The organism is Mangrovibacterium marinum (assembly GCF_003046625.1).
Lineage (GTDB): Bacteria > Bacteroidota > Bacteroidia > Bacteroidales > Prolixibacteraceae > Mangrovibacterium > Mangrovibacterium marinum.
In genome coordinates this window covers 242,065-267,911 of record NZ_QAAD01000006.1, presented here as the reverse complement: position 1 = coordinate 267,911, position 25,847 = coordinate 242,065, and the positions used below count along the sequence as shown (strand labels likewise).

The 25,847-nt window shown below is 43.1% G+C and carries 15 protein-coding genes and 1 riboswitch; of the genes, 9 read left to right on the top strand and 6 right to left on the bottom strand.

The window, feature by feature from the left end; genetic code table 11:
- Positions 1–268 precede the first annotated feature (268 nt).
- Together C8N47_RS07995 and C8N47_RS07990 are read right to left on the bottom strand one after the other, a co-directional pair.
- On the bottom strand, positions 269–478 hold the full coding sequence (locus C8N47_RS07995) for a DUF4468 domain-containing protein (RefSeq protein WP_107822016.1): 210 nt from the start codon (positions 476–478) through the stop codon (positions 269–271).
- Positions 479–764: 286 nt separating this feature from the next.
- Positions 765–1,085 (bottom strand): hypothetical protein, encoded by a 321-nt coding sequence (locus C8N47_RS07990; protein ID WP_107822015.1) that lies wholly within the window; start codon positions 1,083–1,085, stop codon positions 765–767.
- A 503-nt stretch (positions 1,086–1,588) separates the two neighbouring features.
- On the opposite strand from C8N47_RS07990, the gene C8N47_RS07985 reads away from it, so the two are divergent.
- The 9 genes from C8N47_RS07985 (at position 1,589) to C8N47_RS07945 (ending at position 13,719) form a co-directional block, all read left to right on the top strand.
- Positions 1,589–2,401 (top strand): hypothetical protein, encoded by an 813-nt coding sequence (locus C8N47_RS07985; protein ID WP_107822014.1) that lies wholly within the window; start codon positions 1,589–1,591, stop codon positions 2,399–2,401.
- Between the two features lie 4 nt (positions 2,402–2,405).
- A riboswitch (cobalamin riboswitch) is annotated at positions 2,406–2,666 on the top strand.
- Between the two features lie 111 nt (positions 2,667–2,777).
- Positions 2,778–5,066, top strand: coding sequence for a TonB-dependent receptor (locus C8N47_RS07980; protein WP_170111336.1), 2,289 nt, complete (start codon positions 2,778–2,780; stop codon positions 5,064–5,066).
- 29 nt (positions 5,067–5,095) lie between these two features.
- Positions 5,096–6,040, top strand: a complete 945-nt coding sequence (locus tag C8N47_RS07975) for a sirohydrochlorin cobaltochelatase (RefSeq protein WP_107822012.1) — start codon at positions 5,096–5,098, stop codon at positions 6,038–6,040.
- 147 nt (positions 6,041–6,187) lie between these two features.
- Positions 6,188–8,395, top strand: a complete 2,208-nt coding sequence (locus C8N47_RS07970) for a TonB-dependent receptor (protein WP_170111335.1) — start codon at positions 6,188–6,190, stop codon at positions 8,393–8,395.
- A gap of 346 nt (positions 8,396–8,741) precedes the next feature.
- Positions 8,742–9,611, top strand: coding sequence for a sirohydrochlorin cobaltochelatase (locus C8N47_RS07965; protein ID WP_107822010.1), 870 nt, complete (start codon positions 8,742–8,744; stop codon positions 9,609–9,611).
- Positions 9,612–9,654: 43 nt separating this feature from the next.
- Positions 9,655–10,788, top strand: coding sequence for an ABC transporter substrate-binding protein (locus C8N47_RS07960; protein ID WP_170111334.1), 1,134 nt, complete (start codon positions 9,655–9,657; stop codon positions 10,786–10,788).
- A complete protein-coding gene (locus C8N47_RS07955; protein ID WP_107822008.1) occupies positions 10,778–11,827 on the top strand; it encodes an iron ABC transporter permease in 1,050 nt (349 codons plus the stop codon). Before C8N47_RS07960 ends, C8N47_RS07955 begins: the two co-directional genes overlap by 11 nt.
- A gap of 15 nt (positions 11,828–11,842) precedes the next feature.
- Positions 11,843–12,871, top strand: a complete 1,029-nt coding sequence (locus C8N47_RS07950; protein ID WP_107822007.1) for an ABC transporter ATP-binding protein — start codon at positions 11,843–11,845, stop codon at positions 12,869–12,871.
- Positions 12,872–12,873: 2 nt separating this feature from the next.
- Positions 12,874–13,719 (top strand): carbon-nitrogen hydrolase family protein, encoded by an 846-nt coding sequence (locus C8N47_RS07945; protein WP_107822006.1) that lies wholly within the window; start codon positions 12,874–12,876, stop codon positions 13,717–13,719.
- A gap of 130 nt (positions 13,720–13,849) precedes the next feature.
- Here C8N47_RS07945 and C8N47_RS07940 read toward each other — a convergent pair whose 3' ends face one another.
- The 4 genes from C8N47_RS07940 to C8N47_RS07925 form a co-directional block, all read right to left on the bottom strand.
- Positions 13,850–14,530: a TonB-dependent receptor plug domain-containing protein gene (locus tag C8N47_RS07940; RefSeq protein WP_107822005.1), complete on the bottom strand. Its 681-nt coding sequence runs from the start codon at positions 14,528–14,530 to the stop codon at positions 13,850–13,852.
- Positions 14,531–14,739: 209 nt separating this feature from the next.
- The gene (locus tag C8N47_RS07935) at positions 14,740–16,614 is read right to left on the bottom strand and encodes a SusD/RagB family nutrient-binding outer membrane lipoprotein (RefSeq protein WP_245915690.1); all 1,875 of its coding nucleotides are present in this window, start codon (positions 16,612–16,614) and stop codon (positions 14,740–14,742) included.
- 20 nt (positions 16,615–16,634) lie between these two features.
- The gene (locus C8N47_RS07930) at positions 16,635–20,018 is read right to left on the bottom strand and encodes a SusC/RagA family TonB-linked outer membrane protein (RefSeq protein WP_245915689.1); all 3,384 of its coding nucleotides are present in this window, start codon (positions 20,016–20,018) and stop codon (positions 16,635–16,637) included.
- Between the two features lie 521 nt (positions 20,019–20,539).
- Complete coding sequence (locus C8N47_RS07925; protein ID WP_170111333.1) at positions 20,540–24,733, bottom strand: hybrid sensor histidine kinase/response regulator transcription factor; 4,194 nt, start codon at positions 24,731–24,733, stop codon at positions 20,540–20,542.
- Between the last annotated feature and the right edge of the window lie 1,114 nt (positions 24,734–25,847).

Genomic DNA, 25,847 nt, shown 5'->3' with positions numbered 1-25,847 from the left:
ACTTTTAACGTACACTTTAGGGTTTCAAGCATAAAAAAAGCGGCTCACATTGGCCGCCTATTAATACAATATAGATTAGTTCCTACCAACTTGATGCTGCACTTGCCATGTATGATTTATAATCAGCAATTAAATTATCAATGTCCTTTTGGGCGTCTTCTTTACTGTAATTGTAAATAGTCATTCCCGAAGCATCATAGCTCCATGCCCCTGTTGGCTCAATATCTATCTTTGTTGCCCCATCTTTAACGGCTAATGTAATTAAAGCCTAGGTGTCGCCTATCGACTGACTACTTCCATGAAGTAAATATTTACCCATGATTTTACCAGCTTCTTTGTCCTGAAATTGAATAACACTCTTTGCATTATTGAATGATCTTACCATCCACTCATTTGCTTTCACATACAATTCGTCTTTGGTTCCGGGTACTTCAATAACTTGTTCCGATTTAGAAACAGTAACCTGCTGTAAGCTCATACAGGATTGAAACAATACAGCCACAAACAGAAACAAAACAGTTTTTTTTCATTGTTAAAGGTTTTTGATTATTGTTTATTGATTCTCTTTAGTTCGGAAAGAATTTGCTTTTGAAGGTCGATAACATCGTTAATTCGAAGCATCCAAGCTCCGACAAGCCTCAGAATTATAATAATTCCAGCAATTAAGGCAAGTATGAAAATTTCACCCATAGTTAATTTAGTTTTGATTTTTTGTTCAAATTACGAAAAACCGAAAAACCATTTAGCAATATTCATGATGTTTTTTACTCATCGGTTTCAAATAGCTTTTGTTTTAACTCTTTTATCCGGGCTGCCCGGTCGAAGTTGGGAGGGATAACCGTAATTACATCGCTGCCCACATCCGCTTCAATGTCGGTTTGTTTCAATCTTGGAACAGCATAATCTAATAGCTTCGACAAAAACATTAAACGCTCCTTTGGCTCCATTGCTGCCACGGTTGCCGCGACTTTACCCGGTGCTAAATGTTCAGCCAATATGTCGTCAAACTTTTCCAGTATCTCTTTTGTCTCCTTGTCTTCCATTCCGAAAGGTCTCACCTCAGAATGCTTGAGTGTCTTTTCCAAATTCCAGACTCCTTAAAAACTCTGTTATTTAGTGCTTCTATTTAAATATTTTCGCGACATGGCAAAAGCGCAACAATTTGATTATCAACAACACAAATATCAAAGCATTTGTTTAAATCGCTACATAGCTGGACCTGACATAAGATTATCACATCATCCAGTAAGAGAAATGACATCCAGAGTTGAGTGTAATAAGTAGTGAATTAATCTTCATTTTCCCTGAACAGTCAGGTTGGAACCTGGCACGGGTTAAGTTCTTTGTTTTAATGATCAGCGCGCTGTGCAAAGTTCAGACTGATGATTTCGAGAAGTTGGCTTCGGCATTCGATTGCCATGCAAGCACCAGTTCGTCACCCAAAAGAATAGAACGGTTTATGGTCAACTATCTTTTAGATACCGATCTGATCGCAAGGCTGGTATTCGGGCTATTGCCACATAAACCTCCTTCCCGCCTGGCAATTGACAGAACAAATTGAAAGTTTGGGCAGCGGAATATCAATGTATTGGTAATCGCAGTTGTTTATCAAGGTGTTGCTTTTCCGTTGCTGTTTAAGCTGTTGCCTAAATTTAGCAATTCAAACACCAACGAGCGGATTGAATTGATCCAGCGCTACATACATCTGTTTAGCCATGAATCACTGGTTTGTTTGACCTCAGATCGTGAGTTTGTAGGAGAACACCGGATCAAATACCTGAATGATAACCGCATCCGTTACTATATCCATATCCGCGAAAACTTTTGGGTTGTGCAGCCTCATAATGACAAACAAATAAAAGCCAGTTGGGTGTTTACCGATTTACCAATGAACGGGTGCCGGCTGAACCACCGGATTGTTTATTTGAACAATCAATTGTGTTACCTCTCCGGATCAAAAGGAAAAGATAAACAGGGAAATTCGGAATTGCAGACTGTTATCTCATTCAACAAGCCGGAAGATGCGCTGGAGTTGTACAAAGAGCGCTGGCTAATCGACACAGCTTCTAGAGCGCTGAAGACAAGAACGTTTAGCATAAACAGCACCCACTTAACCGAGTTAGAAAGAATTGAAAAACTATTTGCACTGGTGATCGTTGCTTTCAAATGGGCGTATTTGGTCAGAGATTATTTGAACAAGTATGTCAGACCAATATCAATCAGGAAGCACGGTAAAAAAGCGAAAAGTTTGTTCAAACATGGTTTGACTTATATAGCATCTGTTCTTTTAAATGCTTATCTTCAGGATAATATCGACTTACATATGCATTTCTTTTTCACGTACTTAGTAGACCTGTATTGGATAATTTTACACAGACTATTTGTTTTTCTAAAGAATTAATAACTACATTTGCACAACATTTGGTGATTATCGTACTTTATCGGTACGATGATGAAAAGGGAATCCGGTGAGAGTCCGGAACAGTACCCGCTACTGTAATCCCGTTAACGCATGAGTGTTAATTTGTTCTCATCAATCACAATCCACTGTTACCCGGCAGCAATGCAGGGTGTTCAACTAACGAACAGAAATCCGTATTGGACGAAAATGGGAAGGAGATGAGAATCGGGAAAGTCAGGAAACCTGCCAATTGTATTAATAAATATTTTGCTTCCGGGAATAGAAGTAAGTAGTGATTCAGATGATTTTCCGAATTATTATCAATTAGTTTCCAGGATGCATTAGTAATTTTTTTACAATGCATAAATTGTTATTTGTGGCACTTGTGCAGGTTATATTATTGCCTGTATGTGCGCAAAGTGTGGTTTTACAAGGTAAGGTGTACGATAAAAGCAACTCGCAAAAGGTTGACTTTGCCAATGTATATATCGAAAATATTAATCGTATTGCTTCGTCGGGTGTAGACGGACAGTACCGCTTTGCTGATTTACCTCAAGGTGAATATGTATTGCAGGTAACTCATTTGGGGTATGAAAAATATAGTCAGAAAATTACTTTGTCAAAGGGAATCAGTACAATTGATATTGCTTTAATACCAAAGGCTGAAACTATTTCTCCAATTGTTGTTACCGGTACCGGAACTTCGTATCATTTAGATAATGTACCCGTTCAAACCGAAATTATTACCCAAAAAGATATTGCTGAAGTTGGCGGACAAAGTGTAGAAGAGGTTTTGGCAGGTGTTTCATCTTCGCTCGATTTTACTTTGAGTTCGATGGGAACCAACCTGAAGATTAATGGTCTGGGTAACGATTATGTTTTAATATTGGTAAATGGCAAAAGGTTAACTGGCGGTTTGAGTGGATACACCGATTTGAGCCGATTAAATGCCAACGATATCAAGCAAATCGAAATTGTAAAGGGAGCGTCTTCAACCTTATATGGGTCAGATGCTATTGCAGGTGTTATCAATATCATTACCAAAAAAACACTGAATAAACTTGATGTAACCAATAGCTCATCTATCCAAGATTATGGAAGAGTTAAGCAATTAAACACACTTAGTTTTAATGGGGATAAATGGGCCGGTAAAACTTCGTTTAATTACAGACATACCGATGGGTGGCAGTTAAATAATTTGAAGTTTAATAATGCCTGGCAAAGCAATCACGATCTTCCGTTTTTAGAAGAAACCTATTATAAGCCTGTTAATAAGAGTAATGCGTATACCATATCACAAGACTTTGATTATCGTATCAATCAAAAATTAAAATTGTATGCTGGTGGTTCGTGGTACGAAAAAACCTTGTTCTTTCCGTTTAAAGCCCAAATGCATAACTACTATTACAATAATAGGGGAGTATCGGTCGGAGGAGATTATACCATCAACCCCAACAGTACAATCAATTTTAGTGTTGATTATAATAACTACCTGTATTATACCGAGTATCCTTATAAATATAACGAGTCGTATATGGTTGATGGTAGTGTTTTACGATTAACCTTTTATCCGGGAGATCGCTTTAAAAATTCCGACGAAACAACTCTGATTGCTCAGGCAAAGGGAGTGTTTAAATTAAACGATACTCACAACCTGAGTGTGGGAACCGAGTTTTTGTACGAAATGTTAGAATCGCAATATCGTCTTACTGTTGCCGATGCCAATGCCAGTACCTATTCGATTTATGTACAAGATGAGATAAAATTAGCTGATGCTTTTAGTGTAGTAGCAGGTGTGCGAGCCATCTATTATAATAAAACGGGTATGGAGTATACACCCAAACTATCGGCAATGTATAACCTTAAACCGTTCACCTTACGTGCTACTTATGCCAATGGATTTAAGAGTCCCACCTTGCGCGAGCTTTATTATTTCTACGAGAGCGATCGCATGGGAATGCATCGATTGTATATGGGCAATGAAGATTTAAAACCGCAAAAGTCGCATTACTTTTCATTAGCAGCCGATTATAAAAACAAATCATTTACAGCAGGAGTATCGGTTTACCTCAATAAAGTAAATGATATGATTGATTATTTGATTATTAGTGCCGATGATTATACGCGTTTAACCGGCGATACCTTATCATACAATCGTAAAAAAGAAATTGAGGAGTTTAAATGGCGATATAATATCGACGAGGCTCGAAGTGTTGGGGTTGATTGCCATGTGGGAATGAAATTGTTTAAACAGGTTAAAGTTAATTTGGGCTATAGTTATGTCGATGCCAAAAACCTTACCCAACACATCCGTTTGAATGGAATTTCTGCTCACAGTGCCACAGCCAAAGCATCGTGGACAAAAAAATGGAAAGACTATAAATTCAATGCCAATGTATCGGGGGTATATAAGTCAGACAAATTCTACCTCGAAGAAGACGAGACACGCTCGTATGCTAAACCTTACCAACTCTGTGAAATAACCACCAATCATACATTCTATCATTTAAATAATTGCGATATAACAGTAGTGCTAGGCATCGATAATTTATTGAATTTTATCGATCATAGTCCTTATGGATCACATTACGCCACACTTTCTCCTGGAAGAACATATCTGGTAGGATTAAATATCAAATACCATAAATATCACGAACAACTATAGATAACGGAATTATAACATAGATAAAAAAAATGAGACAAATTAACAAAACCGTAGTTTATTTTTTAATGGCCCTTGCAGGGCTTACAGCATGTAGTGATGACGACGAAAATTCGTCGGTTGTTTTGGGCGATAAAAAGGGTATTGTGTTAGTTACTTTCGGATCATCGTACGAAGCGCCACAACAAACTTTTACCAATGTAGATGCCAAAGCAAAAATAGCTTTCCCAGGCGAAGAAATCCGATGGGGATACACTTCTGATATCATTCTGAATAAATTACGTCAGGGTAATGGCGAAGGTAGTTTAAACGGTGTAATTATCGACAGAGATACTCCTGAAGAGTGTTTTGAAGTGATGGTACGAGATGGTTACTCTAAATTCGCTATTCAATCGTTACACGTTATTCCTGGTGAGGAATTCGACGAGTTACAAGAAGATGTTGCTGAATTGGAAACTAAGTATCCGGGTGTTGAGTGTTTGGTTGGAAAACCTTTACTAAACTCAGATGCTGATATTAAAAAAGTAGCTGAAGTAATGGCTGATAAATTTAAAGATGCTGTTGCCGAAGGTCCGGTTTGTTTTATGGGACACGGTACACCTCATGCTGCCGATGCGCAATACAAAAAATTAGAAACTGAATTAAAGAAGATAAATGCTAACTTCTTTGTGGGTACTGTTGAAGGTACAGGCTTTGAAGCTGGTATTACTTCAATTAGCGGAATCATTAATGAGTTAGCAACTCTTTCTCCTAAACCAACCAAAGTAACCATTACTCCAATGATGTCTATTGCCGGAGATCATGCCAATAATGATATGAATGGTAACACTGGCGAGACAGATCCGGAAGAACAATCGTGGAGAGAAAGATTAGAAGCAGAAGGTTACCAGGTTACTGATGTAATGAAGGGTTTAGGCGATTACGATGAAATTGTTGCCATTTGGATGCAGCATTTATCTGATGCCATGAATGACTAATAATAGTGTTATGTTTTAATCTGCCACATATGATTTCAGCCTTGCTGTTTCCTCACTTACTAATAATTAGATAGCAAAGGCTGATTTCATATGTTTTTTTTACATAGCTTAATTACAGAATATTTCGGAGAACAACTTAAAATAAAAATGATCAGATTATTTACTTTCATATGCGCCGTTCTAATAACGTCAGGATTAGCATATGGACAACAACGAGTTAGCGTGACGGGTGTAGTAACCGACGAGCAGCAGCAGCCGCTAATAGGCGCCAACGTTTATATCAATGGAACAACCATTGGAACTGCTACCGATGTATATGGAAACTTTAAATTAAACAATATTAAAACTGGCGATTATCAGGTATGTGCTTCGTACTCGGGCTATAAAAGATACCGTTTGGATGTAAACTTACAATCAGATAAAAAGAATTTAAGCATTCAGATGATACAGTCGGAAGGAAATCTAGGCGAAGTAGTTGTAACAGGTACCGGCACGCCTCATCATCTTAAAACAGCTCCTGTACCAACTGAATTAATCAGTTCGAAAATGATTGAAGAAGTGGCTGCCCCTGATTTTATGAGTTTAATGCAATCAGTAAGTCCTTCGTTCGATTTTACACCCGGAGTAATGGGATCTTTCATTCAATTAAATGGTTTAGGAAACGATTTTATCGTCATCTTAATTGATGGACGTCGCGTTTACGGTGATATGGGAGGTATGAACGACTTGGGACGAATTATTCCTAATAATGTTGAGCGCATCGAAGTGGTAAAAGGAGCGTCTTCATCATTGTATGGATCCGATGCCATTGGAGGTGTTATTAACATCATCACTAAAAAATCAAACAGAGGTCTGTCTGTCAGAAACAACACTCAATATTCGAGTTACAACACCTTGCAACAAACCAATAACATCGATTTCAACTTCGATAAGCTATCGGGTAGTACTACTTTTTCGATGAATCAAACCGATGGCTGGCAAAACAGTACTTACGAGCTTGATGATTGGAATGATGATGGAACTTATACAGTGGTTGAAACCGATGCAATGACTCAGAATGCATATGTCAACCGTAATATCCGCCAGGATTTAAGCTATAATATCAATGAAAATTTAAGCATTAACGGAGGAATATCATACTACATCAACGATTTAATGCGCCCGGTTACAGTATCTAATTATGGTTTCTATTTCGAAGATTTGAGTTACAATGTTGGAGCGAAGTATTTGTTTTCGAAAAAATCACATTTAGCTTTCGATTTTAATTCTGACAGATACAAATATTACTACAAATACAATCAAACCGATGAGGATGGCGATTTTCGTTTGGGAGAACTTACCTTAAATAATGATCAGCAACGACGCGATTACAATTTACGTTGGGTATCACGCATCGGTAATAACCAAACGTTATCGGTAGGATCGGAGTTGGTTCAGGAGATTTACCGTTCTGAAACACGCATTTTAAATGGTGAGGTAGATGTTAATACTTTATCGTTTTATGCTCAGGACGAATTAACACTGTTCGAAGATTTAATGCTTACAGCAGGTGTACGTGTGGTGAAACACGATAACTTCGGAACCATCGCAACGCCTAAATTTTCGGCATTATATAAGCTAAATAATTTTAATATTCGTGGTACTTATTCCAGAGGTTTTAAAGCTCCAACACTAAAAGAGCAATACTATCACTATGTAATGCGAAGTACCATGTATTTAGGTAACACTGATTTGGATCCTCAAAAATCGGATTACTATACTTTGGGTGTAGATTATCACAACAATTGGTTAAGTGCCAGTGTAAGTGCTTATCAAAACGATGTAAAAGGTTTGATTACCTATCGCGATGTAGATACTTTACCCGAAGATGCAGATAACGGCGTTAAACGCAGACGTCAACATTACAATGTAGAAGAAGCTCGCACCAAAGGTGTAGATGTAATGTTTGATGCCAAATTGCCTGCAGGTTTCTCAGTTGGTGGTGGATATAGTTATGTAGATGCAAAAAATCTTAATGATGATATTCGTTTGGAGTATGTGGCGCAGAATTATGGTAATGTTCGTGCTGGTTATCTTCATAAATGGAAAGACTATGATTTAAATCTATTACTGACTGGTAGATTTCAGGATGAACGCTTTTTTAACGATACCGAGGGAAATGCCAAGGGATACGATTTGTGGAATTTTACAACCACACATACTTTTGCTGATTTTAGCGGAACCAAATTAACAGCTACTTTGGGGATCGATAACATTTTTGATTATGTAGATGATTTACCTGATGGTTTTAACCGCAGTACCATTACTCCGGGACGCACATTTAAAGTGGGAGTTAATATCGTTTTTGCAAAATAAATAATCAGGGCAGTATTTTATTATTGCCCAACTATTCTTTGCATACTAACATAAAGAGTTTGATAAAACAAATTCATAAGTATATAGGATGACTTATGAGTTTGTTTTTTGTGCTTTGATGTATTCGTGGTTTTTGCATGTTATAGGCATTTAATTCAATAGAGCTGTTTGAGTAGACATTATAATAATAAGAAACAAAGGTAGCAAGTGTTCATCCTTTAAATACTTGCCATTTTAAAAGGTAAAAAGTTAAGTGGTAACAAAAGAGTCAAGATGCAAAGTAGGTTTTTAATAACTCAACATATAGTTGATCAACAAAGGGATACGATCTTAACTGAAAGTACTTATGAAAACAAATAAATATATTAAACTGGGTTTTATTTTACTTATAATGAGTTGTATAAGTGTTAGCGCAAAAGAAACGGTTAAGGATAAATCAGGTATTCTTCTAGTAACGTTTGGAACCAGTTATGCCAATGCACAACAGGCATACGATAGAATAGAAGCCAAGGTAAAAGGTGCATTCCCTGATACTGAAATTCGTTGGGCATACACAGCCAACTTTATACGAAAAAAACTTCATAAGCAAGGTAAACATGTGGATTCGCCAGCCGAAGCATTGGCTAAAATGGCTAGCGACGGCTATACTCATATTGCTGTTCAGTCGCTTCATATTATCCCGGGTGAAGAATATAATGCGCTAAAGCAAACAGTAACAGCTTTTAATCATATGCCTAAAAATGCCAAAGTAGTATTAATTGGAGAACCATTGCTATATACGCACGAAGATATGATGGCTACACTCGATGCTATGTCATCTGTTTTGCCTGAAAAAATAGGAAAAAGTGAAGCTGTTGTTTTAATGGGACATGGAACAAGTCATCAGTCTAATGTTTATTATCCCGGCTTTCAATATTATCTTTGGCAAAAATCACCATCCATTTTTTTAGGAACAGTAGAAGGATATCCTGAATTAGGGGATATTATCGAAAAGCTGAAAGATCAAAAAATAAAAAAAGTCTATCTACAACCATTTATGTCGGTTGCGGGTGATCATGCTCAGAACGATATGGCAGGGGATGATGCTGATAGTTGGAAATCGCAATTGGAGGCACAAGGTTTCGAAGTGAAAACTGTTCTAAAAGGATTAGCTGAATATGATGCAATAGTAGATGTTTGGATCAAACATTTAAAAGAAACCTTTGGAAAATTGTAGAACATTCAAACGATGGCTGATTGATATAATGATAAAGTTAAACATGATGAATAAAAGAATATTCAGATTTAGGTTTATTGGGCAATTAACAATCCTTTATTTGTTAGTTTGGTCTGCATCCTGCTCCAACGAAAAGGGATCTGAAACCAATTGTGCCTATAGTAATATGCAATATGCCAAAGGTTTTAGTATCGATACAGTTGATAATAAAACACGCGTTACTATTTTTAATCCCAAAGATCTATCTGGTGTGTTGGCTCAGTTCTATTTGCTTCCAGCCAATTATGAGGAGGATCTAAAAGCCAACGAAATTAAAGTTCCTTGCCAACGAATCATCTGCTTGAGTTCAACTCAACTTGCTTACTTAATCGAATTGGATGCCATTGATGGCGTGGCAGGTATTAACAGCAGTCGTCATTTATTTAATCAGGAAATCAAAAAACGTGTAAAGAACGGAAAAATACTGCGAGTAGGTAAAGAAGGGGTGTTCGACACCGAAATAATTGCTGCCATCAATCCCGATGTTATTTTTGTTTCGCCTTATAAAACAGGCGGGTACGATATGATTAAAAATATGGGTATTCCTTTGGTTCCGATGGCTGCTTACTCTGAGGAATTACCTTTAGGTAGAGCGGAATGGATTAAATTCATGTCTTTATTTGTCGATCAAAAGTCCAAAGCTGATTCTATTTTCTCGGATATTGCCAATGAATATAACCGACTTAAGTCCTTAACTCAAAATATTAAAAAACGGCCAACCGTTTTTAGTGGTAAAATGAAGGGAAGTGCATGGTATGTGGCTGGTGGCGATAGCTTCTTTGCTCAGCTATTTACCGATGCCGGAGCAGAGTATGTAATTAAAGATCATAAAACCGGAGCTTCGCCAATGGACTTCGAATCGGTGTATGCACTGGCGCACGATGCTCAATATTGGCGGGTTTTAACCAGCTCTCCTCATGGATTTGGTAAGAAAATGTTAAAAGAAGAAGATGAGCGATATGCCGATTTCGATGCTTTTAGAACCGGAAATGTGTTGGTGTGTAATTTAAGAGATATTCCTTATCGCGAAGAATCGGGTTTACGACCTCAAATATTATTGGCCGATTATATTCATCATTTTCATCCCGATTTGCTACCTGATTATAAACCTGTTTACTGGAAAGAGATTGGAGAATAATAATACAAATACTACGCTGCTTAAGCTTTTAGCCGGGGTGGCGTTGGTTATCGTTTTATTTCTGATGAACCTGGCTTGGGGCTCGGTTCATATTCCATTTGAAGGAGTGCTAAATGTATTGTTTGATAACGATACTCCAAATGTTGTTTGGAGCAATATTCTTATCCGAACCCGCCTGCCACAAGCGTTAGTGGCTTTAGCCGCCGGATGTGCGTTAAGTATATCGGGTTTGCTGATGCAAACGCTTTTCAGGAATCCATTGGCTGGTCCATCAGTTTTGGGTATTTCATCAGGCGCTAGCCTGGGAGTGGGTTTTGTGGTGTTGATAGCCGGTAATCTTTTCGGATATTCATTAAGCAGCGTGGGGCTGGTAGGCGATATGGCTGTATTATTTGCTGCCTTTGCCGGAGCATTGGGCATATTATTTATTATTCTGATGGTGGCCCGCCACGTTGGGGGTACACTCTCTGTTTTAATTATGGGCGTGATGATTGGCTATCTTAGTAACTCGCTTGTTAGCATTATGAAGTTCTACAGTCTCGAAGAAGACATTCATTCGTATGTGATCTGGGGATTGGGTAATTTTGGTAAGCTGTCGTTAGATCGCGCCAACTACTTTCTGTTGTTTACACTTGCAGTTTCGCTGTTAAGCCTGTTATTGGGTAAATGGCTGAATATGCTTTCGCTGGGCGATAATTATGCACGTAACCTTGGATTACGAATCGAACGATCTCGTTTTCTGATTATTATGTTATCGGGAGTTTTAACTGCCACTGTAACGGCTTTTTGTGGGCCCATCATCTTTATAGGTATGGCTGTTCCTCATCTGGCAAAGATGGTTTCTAAAACTTCCAATCATTATATACTAATACTGAATAGTGCTATTCTGGGTTCGGCAACGGCCTTGCTATGCAACTTAATTGCCCGACTACCTGGATTCGACGGTGCCCTGCCTATCAATTCAGTAACTGCTTTTGTAGGAGCTCCGGTAGTTATTTCAGTTATCTGGCGTCGTCGTCGCGATCAATTATCTGTTTAAAATCAATTTGTATCGATGAAGCAATCCATTCAAATAGAAAACCTATCAACCGGTTATCGTTCTTCAAAAGGAGGCAAGGTTGTGGCACGGCACTTAAATGCTGGACTCAACAATGGCGAATTAACCTGTTTGTTGGGAGCAAACGGAACCGGTAAAAGTACCTTGATAAAAACCATAAGCGGTTTTTTGAAATCAATTGAAGGTAGCGTTAGTATTAACGGTTCAACAATTGAAGCGATGAATGAGAAAGATCTGGCCAAACAGGTAGCAGTTGTTCTTACCGAAAAAATTAATGTGCCTAACGCAACGGTTTACGAGCTGGTTGCCTATGGCCGAAGTCCGCATACGGGTTTTTTAGGCCGTTTAAACTCTGAAGATAAACAAATAATAGAGCAGGCTATTGAGCGTTGTGGAATGGGTGATAAACGAAACCGCCTGGTTACTTCGCTCAGCGATGGCGAACGACAAAAAGCTACCATTGCCAAAGCCTTGGCTCAGGATACACCCATCATCATTTTAGATGAACCTACTGCATTTCTTGATTTGCCTGCTCGGGTTGAAGTAATGCAGTTGTTGCGCAAGCTGGCTGTTCAAACGGGCAAATCTATTTTAATGTCTACTCACGATTTAGATTTAGCCTTGCAAATGGCCGATCGCCTGTGGTTGTTGCAATCCGAGGCGATTATTACCGGAACTCCCGAAGACTTGCTTCTGCAAAATGCTTTTCAGGCGATGTTTAAAAAGGATAAAATTGAATTTGATAACAAAACGGGCATGTTTAAAGTGGCTCATCAATATAACTTAACGGTTCCGGTTGTCGGTCATGGTTTTGAGTACGTGCTTTTGCGACGGGCTTTAATGCGAAAAGGAATTAAACCGGTAAAAGCCAATGAGATTGAAGATTTTCATGTTCGCATTATTAACGATTCAGATCAACCTTTCGAATTTTGGTGCAATCAGTTAAAAGCACATACAACCAACAAGGTTGAAGATATTGTTTCGGAGATAATGCGAGTTGTATCACATCAAAATATTTACAATTAAGGATGATGGATATAACTAAATCAACAATGAGGATTGCAGCCGTAAGTTCGTGGATGGAAACACTGGCTATTGAGCAAAATCTCCGTTGCATTGAGTCTTTTTTAAGCGAGTTGGAAAAGCAGGAGGTAGAGTACGCACTTTTTCCTGAACTTTCGGTATCTGGTTATATCAATACTACCGATGATCTTGCCTCATTCCTTTCTGTTGCTGATGATACGATCTTAAAATTAAAACAACTTTCGAAGCAGTATTCAATAACTTTTTCTGTAGGTATACCCATGCTGATAGATAAGGGAGCAGCTATTGCCCAACTGACTTTTAAGGACGGTAACATTATTCATCAACACAATAAAACACATTTATCGGTTCACGAAAAAGAAGTATTTGAATTGGGCAAGGAGTTGGAATTATTATCACTGAACCATTCTAAAATTGGGATGCATCTTTGTCTCGAAAGTCATTATCCTGAGTTGAGTTTACAATATCAATGTCAAGGTGCCAATTTGTTGGCTTTTGCTTTTGCTTCGCCACGCGAAACACCCGAAGAAAAGATGGAACGCTTTCAGATGATGTTGAAATGCCGTGCCTACGACAATGCTTGTTTTGTGATGGCATGCAATGCAACAGGAACTACTCCAACAAAGAAGAATTACGCGGGTGTATCAATGATTATTTCACCGCGCGGTAAAGTAATAGCTCAATATAAAGGCATGGCGCCTGGATATTGTATGGCTGAAATAGATTTTTACGATATCAGGAAGATCAAAGATAGTTTGATGTCTGATTTTCCATCCTGTAGAACCACAACCCTAAACCTATCTTTTAAAGAAAAAATTGATGAAGAATAAATATCCTATAACAGGTGTGGCTTTAGGGCCAGGCGATCCGGATTTGATAACCATTTCGTTAGTTGGCGCTTTAAATTCTGTTTCCTCATTTCATGAATTTGTTTATCCATATTATTGCATATCCAAGTTGCTATTGCGCGGCTTTGGTTTTCACAACAATAACACCACCCATGCCGCGGGAGCCGTAGCGGGCTGAGGCTGCCGCACCTTTTAACATGTCGATTGACTTGACTTGCGAGGGGGGTACTGCGATAAAAACCGGGTAATCGACAATCACACCGTCCACCACCAGCAAGGCATCAGCGGTTCCCCCTTCGAGCAGCTGCGACGAGCGGATCTGAATTGAACTGCCGGTACAACTGACTCCGGGCACCCGTCCTTCAATAATCTCGATGATGCTGTTATAGCTGCTGTAATCGGGGCCCGACTCAAAATGAGCTATCGCACTCGACAGTTGATCGGCGCTGATATAATCGTATCCGGTGGCATAGTTGAAATTCTTCTCACTATTTCGAAACCGCAGATCAACACGCAGGGTATCACCTGACTTATAATCTTTCAACCGAACATCTTCTGTAACAAATCCATGTGCGCTAATCCGGAGTTTCTCGTTTGGTCCGGACTGAAATTGAAATAATCCGGCAGAATCGGTGAGGTATTCGGTGCCGGCTGTTTTTAACACGATCGACACATTCCGAAGCGGATACTCCTGAAAGGTTGTCACTTTACCAACTACAGAAACACCCTGTGCATTTGCAGCGAAAAAGGATCCACTCAAAACTGTAATGATTAGAAGACGAATAAGTTTCATTTTACGTGTTGCTTGTTGGGTTACAATCTTTTAGTCAGTTGCTTCTCAGCACGTGTAACCACAAGCAAAGGCTTATTACCAATGGCCTTGCTGATCAGTCAACCGGGGGATAAAGCTAAAAATACGGAAAAAAACCGCTGCCGATACGAACAGCGGTTTTCTGTATACATTAACAAGTAGCTTAAGCTTCTGAATTAATAAGCAGTCGCCTACTCGATAGGCCCGGCTCCGTAATTCGGGTTATTTTTATCGAACCATAAGCGTTCGGAGCTCAGCACCGATGCCGTATTGGTATTGGTTGTGATCCCTGCTGCCTGATAATAAGCAATAATAATATCATACATCAGGTCAGCCTCGCTGGGGGTATTGATGGCTACGCGTCGCGGAATATTGCCCACGCCAAAATCTTCCCAGGCAAAATAAGCACTTCCCACTTTAGGAATACCGCTACGCCGAACGGTTGTCCACAAATCTCCCGGAGTAATCAGATTCTGAATGTATTGCTGAATGTAAACCTTCTCCAAATCGTCGGTACCATCTAAGGTACAGATATCTTTGGACAACAAGGCTGCAAGTTCTCCATCCTGCAATTTGGTGGCACCTTCGGCCGGGTCGGCCAACACCGGATCTTCATCGTAATAAGGGATCTCGTGGCGTTCGGCCAGGTTATCCATCCGTTGAACCGAGAGACTAACCCCCTGTGTCAAATACTCCTGGGCAGTCATCGGCAAGTTGGCACCCAACAATTTAAACTCAGCCAGGTAAAGATTGGTTTCCGCAGCACTTCCCAGCAGCACATAAAGCGGCACCTCGTTGCCCACAACCTGCAAGACCGATCCACCGGGCTTGGTCGGATAGGTGTAAGTCAGCGTTGTCCGTTGGTTCTTTTCTTCAATCACCGAAGACCAAGTGTATGTTTTCCGATTGGAACCGTCGGCCTTGGTGGCAAAAAACAAGGTTGACTGCTGAAAATACTCATTTTGTGTTATCGCTGCCGTCGACAGTGGAACACCCCAATATCGTCCCCAGGGCTCTTCATAGCCGCTCTTCCAACTATCGAATTTACCTTCGCCGTTCAGGTTGATAATATCCTGAATTTGGCTTGGCAAACCATCGAATCCCAGTGTTTCGATGATGGCATCGATGACTTCGGGATTGAAGTTATTCTTCCGGAATAAAAATCGCAGACGCGGGTCTTTATTGGCTTTCAGAAATTCAATCAGGTTATTCGCGGCATAGCCGATCCAACCGTCGCCAACACCTTCTCCGGTTCCGCGGTAGTTCACACCTACATTGAACAGCAGGTCGTCACCCAGTTCATTCATATAGCTTGATGCACCTACTTCCTGAGCTATTTGGAGCGCCTTCGCCCGATCGGCATTCACCAGCCGGGCTGCAATACGCAGCTTCAGCAAGTTGCAAAATTTTGACCACTTGGTGTAATCCCCCTTATACATCATATCCTGGTTTCCCAACGAGAACTGATCGGACTTGCCCAGATCGGCAATGGCCTGATCCAGCTCATCGAGCCACAGATTAAACAGCTCTTGTTCTGTATCAACCTTAGGCGTCAACAGAGGTGGTGTGGTGTAATTTGCCAAACCCGCTTCTGAGTAGGACATTCCTCCAATATAATCGAGGTTCGAAATCCCCACATAAATCTGAATGGCATAAGTCAACGCTTTCATGGCCTGGCTCGAACTTCGTTCTTCGGCATCCAAATCATCGATCCGCATACGGGCATCAACGCCAGGCACCAATGCTCTGTACAGATTCTGTAATCCGGTCAGGCTACCTTCGTTAAAGGTCGTATTATTCCCCGCCGTAGTTGAAGCTGCAACCTGCGAATAGGGATACACATAGTCGTTGTAGCTATAGAACCACACGGTATAATCGTTATTATACATCTGTTGCATAGCCCGGGATATCAAAAATCGAATATCGGGATCGGAGACCACCGATGGATCCGAGTTCAGATCGGCAAATTTATCCTTGTCCGCAAAAAAGTTGTCATCGTTACAACTTTGCATACCGAAGAGCAGGGTCACAAGGAATGTCGCAATTATCAATATCTTTTTATTCATCTTGCTTACGGTTTAAGTGTTTAGAATGTGAATTGAAGACCTAAAGTATAGCTTCGGGTATAAGGCAACAAGGTTCGGTGGAACGCTGTTTGGGCACTACCAGTACCACGTGCTGCCTCAGGATGTAAGTTGCTGGGCGACGAGTTATACAAATAACCGGCATCGCGAATATTCAGATTTACATTTAAGTTCTGAATTTTATATTTGGGCAGTTTCACATTATAACCAATCGAGATGTTACGAACAGCGATATAGCTCAGTTTATAGAACCAGTTGGGGTTAATCACCCCGGCTCCCCACGAGTTATACCAGTAGGCCCATTGGCCTTCGTCCACGGCATCGTCAACAATGTCGGCTGCGGCGGCTTCAGTCCAGCTCATCCCGCTCACGTCGTGTTGGTTGCCATCAGGCCCGGTAATGATCGTTCCTTCGGCAAACACACCAACCGGGATAACCCCATGTTCGTAACTCTGTCCGGAATATTTACTGGTCCAGTTCACATTTTTGGCCGACAGGAAGTCACCGGTGGTCTCACCTCCGTCGAGCGATGTTTCGAGCACACCATAAGCTGTTCCGTAGCGGGCGGGGAAGCTGGCAACATGTCCTCCGAAACGCATATCGAGCAGAATGCCGAAAGAGAAGGCCTTATACTGGAATGAGTTGTCCCACGATCCTTCAAAATCGGGACGTACCTTACCAACTTTCTCAACCACGCCCGATCGTTTGTAATAAGGTGCTTTAACACCATCGTGCCAAGTCATCAACGGGCGCCCCTGACTGTCGGTCGCCGCCTTGGAATCGCTGTAAAGCACACCATACTCGCCGCCTTCAAAAGCCACAGCCCCCACGCGGTAGTTTCCGTAGGCGGGATCTCCATACAGCAACTTATAGTCACCCACAAGGTCGTGCAGCTTGGTAATAGTATTTTTCACATTCCAATAGTTAAAGGTTGATGTCCATTTGAAATTCCGGTTATCCACCGGTTTACCTGTCAGCGTCAATTCAACCCCTTTTCCTTTGATGGTCCCCACGTTAGTCAGCATATTGGAAAACCCGGAAGCCTCGGGCAGCGGGATGGTGCTGATCTGATTGGTGGTTTCGTCGATGAAATAAGCCACATCCAGATTCAGTCGGTTTTTGAGGGTATTCAGTGTCAAACCAAACTCGTAGGAGTTTTTCCGTTCAGGTTTCAACTCGGTATCCACAATGGTTTCGTCCAGGTAGTTGGTAATCACATTGCCATTGGCATGCTCGATATTGCCCACCTGATAACCTTTATTGATGAAATACGGACTGGTATCGTTACCCACCTGGGCCCACGATGCGCGCAGTTTACCGAAGCTCACCCACGACGGCATGACATCCTCGAAAGTGTCGGAGAATAGCCAGGAACCGCTGACTGAGGGATAGAAATACGAGTAGGTACCACTTATATTGGTGTAAACCAAAGCTGACGACCAGTCGTTACGTCCGGTAATATCGAGATACACCTGTCCGCGCCAATCAACACTGTAACGGTACAGCAAGGAATTAATTTGCTTGGTTCCGCTCACCCTGTTATTAAGCAAGACTGGCGTATTTTTGGAGTTGCCGATAAAATACTGGCCCGGAACAATTAAGCCACCATCGGTACGAACTCCGGTTTCGGTAATACGTTGACTCCAACGTTCGGCGTGCAGCAAAAGGCTGTGGGTAAAATCGCCCGTTTTATGATCGAACAGGAAGGACAGCTTGCCGGTTTTTGAGATATCGCTTGTGTGCGCAATACTGTATTGCCCACCTTCATTCTGATAGCCTTGCCCCAGGCTTTTATTTTCACTTTGTGTGTTATAGATGTTCACGTTGGCCTCGAGCATTATCTGCATCCAGTCGGTCACTGTTGCGGTCAGTTTAACAATTGGCCGAACAACCGTTTCCTTGCGGACATTTTTATTCAAATAAGCATTAAACCAAACACCGTTGCCAGGTACGTAGGCATATTCATCACCCAGGTTGCTGCTTGGAACTCCACCATGCGTTGCCTGGTAAACACTTCTTTTCTTCCATTTATCGGGATCATACATGGCATTCCATGCCAAGCTGGTAATGATATTTTCCCCCAGGTTAATCGGTGGGTTACCTGCTTCGGAGCCGGTAACGGAGATGGACGCATTGGCCGTCAGGAAGTCAGCCAGTTTTCGCGAACCGGAGAAGAAAACCGACGATTTCTCGAAGGTGTTTCTGGGTGAAGTACCATTACGCTTGGTATAGCCCGTAGAGAGATAAAAGTTCCCTTTTTCGTCGCTTCCGCGCAAAGCCACATTCGTGTTGGATCCCCAACCCAGATCGTACATCTTTACAAAGAAATTATCCACCGGCACATAGGGGATCATTGTTCCGTCGTAATCTTCAATCTGCACATTCGGATCATACTTGGGACCAAACATACGGCTGGCACCTGCACTAATCAAACTGGGCACCGAGCTCCCGTTTTTTAGCGTTGTATAATAGCCCTGTCCGAACGAATCGCCGGTGTAAGGTCGGTTGCCATAATAGTTACCGGGCCCGTACTTGGTTTGAAAGTCCGGCTGGTTATAAACATGGTCAACCGAGAAGGTTTGCGAAACCACAATACCAAAGCCTTTGGCTCCTTTACCATCTTTGGTTTTAATAACGATAGCACCGTTAATACCGCGCGAGCCGTACAGGGCCGTTGCGGCGGAGCCTTTCAACACGTTAACAGACTCATAGTTATCCACGTTCAGGTTTTTCAGCATGTTCCCGAAGTCATTGGCATCGCCCGCCCAATCGTAGTGGCCAACATTGGCAATATCGTTTTCCAGGATTACCCCGTCGACCACAAAAATAGGCTGGTTATTTTGATTATTCAGGGTGGATACCCCGCGAATTTCAATCTTTGAAGAACCAAAAATACCTCCATCACTTCCGGAGATACTCAAACCGGCAGCTTTTCCCTGCAAGGCCGACACCGGGTTTATGGTGTTCACTTTGGCTAACTCCTCGCCTTGCACTTTCGTTGCCGCGTAACCCAGTGCTTTGGCTTCACGCTCGATCCCCAAGGCAGTCACAACCACTTCGCCAATTCCCTCGGTGGCGGGATCCATAACTACGTTCAGCGTTTGGGAGGCATCAACTTTAATTTCCTGTTCTTCCATCCCGATAAACGAGAAAATAAGCACCGTACCTTTGGGCACAGTAATCTGATAATAGCCATCGATATTGGTTATCGTTCCGCGTGTGGTACCCTTTTCCAGGACAGAAGCACCTGGCAGCGGGCCGGAATCTTCGGAACTTGTAATTGTTCCGGAAACATTCACGTCCTGAGCGAATAAAGCTCCGACACTGACGAAAGACACAACTAGTAGTGTTGCACATTTCCTCAAAAAATTAACTTTTAGATTCATAAGCATCAGTTTAGAGTGACTAAAATTTAATTCGATATCCTAAAGTCAAGGTCGTACACGACGACCGGTTTGTTCTTCTGAATACTTGAAAGATTACCGTTGGGGAACGGTGTTGTTTGGAAGGAGCTTATGAAAAAAACAGGTCTTGCATCGCTGCAAACCGACCAGGGGAGGTTGATGTAAAGCGTAGATCAGGGCGTTGATTAGGGGTGAAATGATTGGTCGTATTGACACGCCTCGGCTACTTTTCTTTTAATATTTGTTTGTAAATTTTAGCACAAATTAACACTTTCCATTGAAATAACAATCACTTCCGGATTTTTTTCAACAAGTGTTCCATGCCTTAGCATATTTCCTTCAACACAGCTACCAAAGCATTGATTAAGTGCGCAAAAGAATGAAAAAAGTAACCGACTGGGTAATCCCGTTCTTTTCGGCCGAAGCGCAAAAGTCCGCCAACGACCGCACAACCGTTGAGCATAACTGCAAAAACAGCTGGCGGGGAATAGGCACAATGCCGCTTAAAGAATATCCTCGAAACCGGCTTGTTGTTTGCGGTGTTTGGCGATGTATTCCGAAGGCAGTTCGTTGTAATAATCTTTAAAGTAACGCGAAAAATACCGGGGGCTGTTAAACCCAACCTGGTAAGCCACCTCCGAAACTGAAAACTGACTGTTCTCGAGCAGGTCGGCAGCTCGTTTCAGCCGAATGATCCGGATAAATTCGACCGGTGATTTTTTGGTCAGCGACATCAGCTTTTTGTACAGGCTCACGCGGCTCATCCCCACTTCGCGACTCAGATCTTCGACACTAAAGCCGGCATTCGGAATATTTTCCTCAACGACCTGCAGAGCCTTCTTAATGAATTTCTCATCCAGCGAGCTCACCTCAATTTTCTCGGGGTTCAGGCCAATCATGCTTTGGTAGGTTTGCCGCAGTTGCTCGCGACTGTTAATCAGGTTGTCTATGCGCGACTCCAGAATGCGGAAATCAAAGGGCTTGCTAATATAGTCGTCGGCACCCGACTCCAGTCCTTCCAGCTTATCTTCGGCCTCGGCTTTGGCTGTCAGCAAAATAATAGGCAAATGCGAAGTACGGCCATCGCCCTTCACTTTCTCACACAGCTCAGTTCCGGTCATCACGGGCATCATCACATCGCTCACCAGCAAATCGGGTAGATGTTTCAGACAAAGTTCCCAGCCTTTTTGGCCGTTGGGGGCTTCGTAAATGTTGTATTTTTCGCGCAGGTTATCCTTTAAGTAGAAGCGAAAATCATCGTTATCCTCCACCAAAAGGATGCTCTTCTTCGAGGCTTCGTAAACCGGTTCGGCAAGTTGCCCGGTTGGCTGCTCGGTAAAAAAGCTCATCGCTTCGCGTTCGTCCTGCTCCTGATTAATAGCCTCTGCTTCCTGGTCGCTCATAAGGGGCACCGGGATGCGAACGGTAAAGGTGCTTCCTTTGCCAACGATGCTCGACAGCTTGATGCTCCCACCCAGAACGCTGACATACTCCTGCACCATCGACAAACCAATGCCACTTCCCTGGTTAACCATCGAATGGGGAACATCGTCCTGGTAAAAGCGATCGAAAATCCGGCTTTGCTTATCTTCCGGAATGCCGATACCACTGTCCTGAACATTCAGCTGAAGCCATACCTGCTCCTTGCCGTCCAACTGAAAAGGCGTCGGTTCAATATCCACAGTCAGCCGAATCCGGCCTTCGTCAGGGGTAAACTTGAAGGCATTGGACAGTAAGTTGGAAATGATTTTATAGGTTTTATCCTGATCGAACCAGGTAAAAAAGGACTTGTGACTGACCTTCACCTCGAAGTCGATCTTCTTATTGGCAGCCATGTCGCTGAAAGCAATCCCCAGATCGGAGATAAAAGCGGCCAGATCGCCCCAGCTGCGTTTGGCTTCCAGCTTCTGAAATTCCATCTTCCGGAAATCGAGCAGCTGGTTCACCATGGCCAGCAAACGCCTCGACTGACGATGAATAAAGATCAGCTGATTGCGCTGCCGGGCATCCTCCGTTTTGTTGATCAGCTTCTCCAATGGCGCCATAATCAGCGTTAGCGGCGTACGAAACTCATGACTCACATTGGTGAAAAAACGGGTTTTCAGATTGTCCAGCTGCTGAATACGCTCGGCCTCCCGATGTTCCTGCTCGGCTTCAAACTTCAAACGCTGACGTTCCAGGGTAAACCGCCGGGTGAAATACAGACCAACAAGCAGTGCGACAAGATAAAAAAGCATCGCCCAGGTACTTTTCCAAAAGGGTGGCAACACGGTAATCTGCAAGGGATCGGCCAGCTCGGTCCAGCTTGAGCCATCGTCGCTTACCCGAACACGGAACTTGTAATCGCCGGCATTCAGGTTGGTAAAACTGGCTTCCGGCTTTTTCAAATCGGCCTCCAACCATCGCTCGTTAAACGGTTCCAGCTTATATTGAAAGCTATTCTTTTCAGGATTAAAAAAGTTGAGGGCGGCAAAACCGATCGAAAACACATTTTCGTTATACCGCAGGGTGATGGACTGCTGCCGGTTCAGGGTTTCGCGAAGCAGCACGCGCCCCCGAAAGTCGGAGCCAACGCGTACTTCCTGGTTAAAAACACTCAGCCCGGTAAGGATGATCTTGTTGGCCGACTGCACCGAATGGATGTCCTCGGGCACAAAAAGGTTGAAGCCATTGCCTCCGCCAAAAATCAGTTCTCCGCGCCGGGTACGGTAGGCTGCATTCTCGTTAAATTCGGTGCCCTGCAAGCCATCCATCAGGTCGTAGTTCACCACGCTGATCTGCAAATCGGCCACCCGGATCGAATGACCATTCGGCGACACAAAAACCTGCGACAAACCGCGGGTTGTCGACAGCCACAGATGTCCATTCTGATCTTCCTGCACCGTTTTAATATTGCTGTCCTCCAGACCATCCTGTTCGGTAAACACCCTGAACTGTCCGCTTTGTTTATCCAGTACATTGAGTCCCTGGTCGGTGGCAACCCACAGCAAACCGCGCGAATCTTCGTGCAGGTCGGTGGCATGATTGTCGCTCAGCCGTCCGGGAATGCCGGGGCCAGGGTAATAATGTTCAAAACGACGGGTATCGAGCCTCAACCGGTCGATCCCGTAACTTGTACCAATCCAGAGGTTGCGCTCCGAATCTTCGATAATGGACATCACAAAATCGGCACCCACCGAATTGGCCTCGCCCGCCCGGAAGTGGTAAAAACAATCCTCCGCACGGTCGTACAGGTTTAATCCGCCCGCCAGTGTTCCCACCCACAGGTTACACTCCGAGTCTTCAAAGATTTCCCAAACGCGGTTATCCGATATGGAGGTTGAATCGGCCGGATTATGTTGATGATGATGAAACTTCTTGCCGTCGAACCGATCCAGGCCGCCAAAATAGGAGCCTACCCACAGCTGGTTGTTCCGGTCGAAACACAAAGCCACAATCACATCGCTGGCCAGGCTGTTGGGGTCGGCCGGATTGTTGCGATAAGTTTGAAAGCGGTTTTTCCGACGGTCAAAATAAATTAAGCCTCCGCCATTAGTGCCGATCCAGAGGTTCCCCTTGTTATCTTCCACAAAACAGTTCACATCGTCGTAGGGCAGGCTGTTGGGCACCGATGGCAAATAGCGGTAATGCTCGAACTGCACCAGGCTGGGGTGAAAATAGCTCAATCCCTTTTTATAGGTTCCCGCCCAGATAATCCCCTGATCGTCGCGATAAAGGGTGTTCACACTATTCTGACCAAGGCTGAAACGATCGTCGCGGTTATTGACCAGCGAAACAATTTGCCCCTTTTGTTTATCCAGCACATTAATTCCGCCATGATCCGAGGCAATCCAGATCAGGCCCTTCTTCTCCTCAACGATCGAGGAGACCAAATTCGAATTTAAAGGCAGCGAACGGTCGGCAGCAGTATAATGCACAAGCTGTTGGTCGGACGACCGAAGTTGAAAGGCTCCAAAGGGTTGGCCGGGAGCCCAGACCCACACATCGTCGTCGCTGTCGATCAAAATGTTGCTGATGACATTCTCGCCGGGAGGTTGCTCAAAAAGGGAATAATTGGCCTGAACGGCTTGGCTTGCCGGATCAATTTTAAACAGCCTGAAATGCCGCGACACAACCCACAGTTGACTTTTCGAGTCGAAAGCAATCGCCTCCAGATTGTCGTTGGCCGGCAGTCCCTGCGCCGGGCCAATACGCATAGAGTCGCTTTGCAGTGTGCGGTGATCGTAGCAATACAAGTTGTTATCCGAATTCAGCAACCAGCTTCTACCGTCGCCATCCGGCATCAGCTGCTTAATCCCCGCCAACGGAATTTTCGAATCCATGTAATAGCGAGGCAGAGCTTCAAACAGGTTCCGGTCCGGGTCGAAGATGAAAAAATCGTTGATCGACCGCAACCACAGCCGGCCATCCTCATCTTCCACCATAAAATCGATCGAGGTAAACGGAATGCTGGTCGAATCGAAAGCATCGTGGGTGTATATCTTGAAGTTTGTGCCATCGAAGCGGTTCAGTCCGCGAGCCGTTCCGAACCACATAAAGCCGCGGCTATCCTTCAGTATAGCCCGCACCTGGTTGTTTGACAAACCGTCGTCGATTGACAGTTGCATGAACTTATAGCGACTGCCGTCGGCCTGCCCCAAAACAGCAGAAAACTGAGCGACAAAAAACAGCAGCAGAAAAAGTCGGGTTCGATTCATCATGAGGTTGTTCAATTGGCTGTACCAAAGATAATAATTGCACCCGATTATCACCATCACCGCCCAGATATCTGCATCCGCAACACCTCCAACTCCAATAGCACAATCGCAACACGACCATCGCCCGGATTGCCCGGGGACGGGTCAAACTGCTCGTGAACGCCGAGAAATTGCTCGGGGGACGGTCAAATCTGCTCGTGAAGAAGATCAAACTGCTCAGGGGACGGTCAAATCTTTCAGGGGATGGCTCAAACTGCTCAGGGAACGCTCCAAATTGCTCGGGGAAGGCTTCAGACTGCTCGGGGACGGGTCAAAAGCCTCAGGGGAGGGTCAAACCTGCTCGGGGGACGCGTCAACCGGGCGTTTCAGGATTTTGCCACTGGCCGGGTGACTGCGAGTCACCCGGTCAGTGGCTTTTCCTAAAATAGCTTGACAGATTTATACTTTATTTGGTAGGATGTAAATGTTTTTCATTTCATTTACTGGTTTACAAAACCAATAAGATTCTAATTCCTGATTGCATTCATACTTCATTTTCTTTATCCTGTTTTTTGGTGGTTGTTTTTTCTCTTTGCTGGTTTCGCTAATAAGCAGCGTTCTACTCCCTGTTTTTCGACGATGCTGTTGTCGTGGTTGTTTCAAGTTGTCGGGTTGTCATTTTAAAACAGCCCAACGAGTGAGAATGACTTTCGATCAATGCCAAAAAGTCGGAACCTGGTTGGCTTGGTCTTATCGAAGCCGAAATCAAACGAAAAGCTTCCTGCAATCCCGGAGGGATGCTAGTTGGGTCGCTTACCGACGACAGGGGCGAAATTCCGTCCCGTACGGGACGGGAGAATCTTCGTGTTGCCTTTGGTGCTTCCCAAATTATACCGTTGCACAGGCTAAATTTATACTCTGAAATAGGACGGTATAATGCCGATAGACTGAAAAAGGAGCATTGAAACGAAGTGGGACTTTCAATGTGTATACCAGCAGCCCGCTGTAACTCTCCCCTGAATTGAACCAATCCGGGCGGATTAATTCAATTCTGTCCCCTCTCTGCGAGCAGAACGGGGGTATCCGGAAGCTACAGGTAGATTACAAAAAAACACCATCAACGAGTGAGAATACC

Excerpts from the sequence above, each read along its gene's own strand:
- C8N47_RS07995 (WP_107822016.1), bottom strand. The coding sequence starts at position 478 with ATGAGCTTACAGCAGGTTACTGTTTCTAAATCGGAACAAGTTATTGAA.
- C8N47_RS07975 (WP_107822012.1), top strand. The coding sequence starts at position 5,096 with ATGAGACAAATTAACAAAACCGTAGTTTATTTTTTAATGGCCCTTGCA.
- C8N47_RS07970 (WP_170111335.1), top strand. The coding sequence starts at position 6,188 with ATGATCAGATTATTTACTTTCATATGCGCCGTTCTAATAACGTCAGGA.
- C8N47_RS07965 (WP_107822010.1), top strand. The coding sequence starts at position 8,742 with ATGAAAACAAATAAATATATTAAACTGGGTTTTATTTTACTTATAATG.
- C8N47_RS07960 (WP_170111334.1), top strand. The coding sequence starts at position 9,655 with ATGATGAATAAAAGAATATTCAGATTTAGGTTTATTGGGCAATTAACA.
- C8N47_RS07950 (WP_107822007.1), top strand. The coding sequence starts at position 11,843 with ATGAAGCAATCCATTCAAATAGAAAACCTATCAACCGGTTATCGTTCT.
- C8N47_RS07945 (WP_107822006.1), top strand. The coding sequence starts at position 12,874 with ATGATGGATATAACTAAATCAACAATGAGGATTGCAGCCGTAAGTTCG.
- C8N47_RS07940 (WP_107822005.1), bottom strand. The coding sequence starts at position 14,530 with ATGAAACTTATTCGTCTTCTAATCATTACAGTTTTGAGTGGATCCTTT.
- C8N47_RS07935 (WP_245915690.1), bottom strand. The coding sequence starts at position 16,614 with ATGAATAAAAAGATATTGATAATTGCGACATTCCTTGTGACCCTGCTC.
- C8N47_RS07930 (WP_245915689.1), bottom strand. The coding sequence starts at position 20,018 with ATGAATCTAAAAGTTAATTTTTTGAGGAAATGTGCAACACTACTAGTT.
- C8N47_RS07925 (WP_170111333.1), bottom strand. The coding sequence starts at position 24,733 with ATGAATCGAACCCGACTTTTTCTGCTGCTGTTTTTTGTCGCTCAGTTT.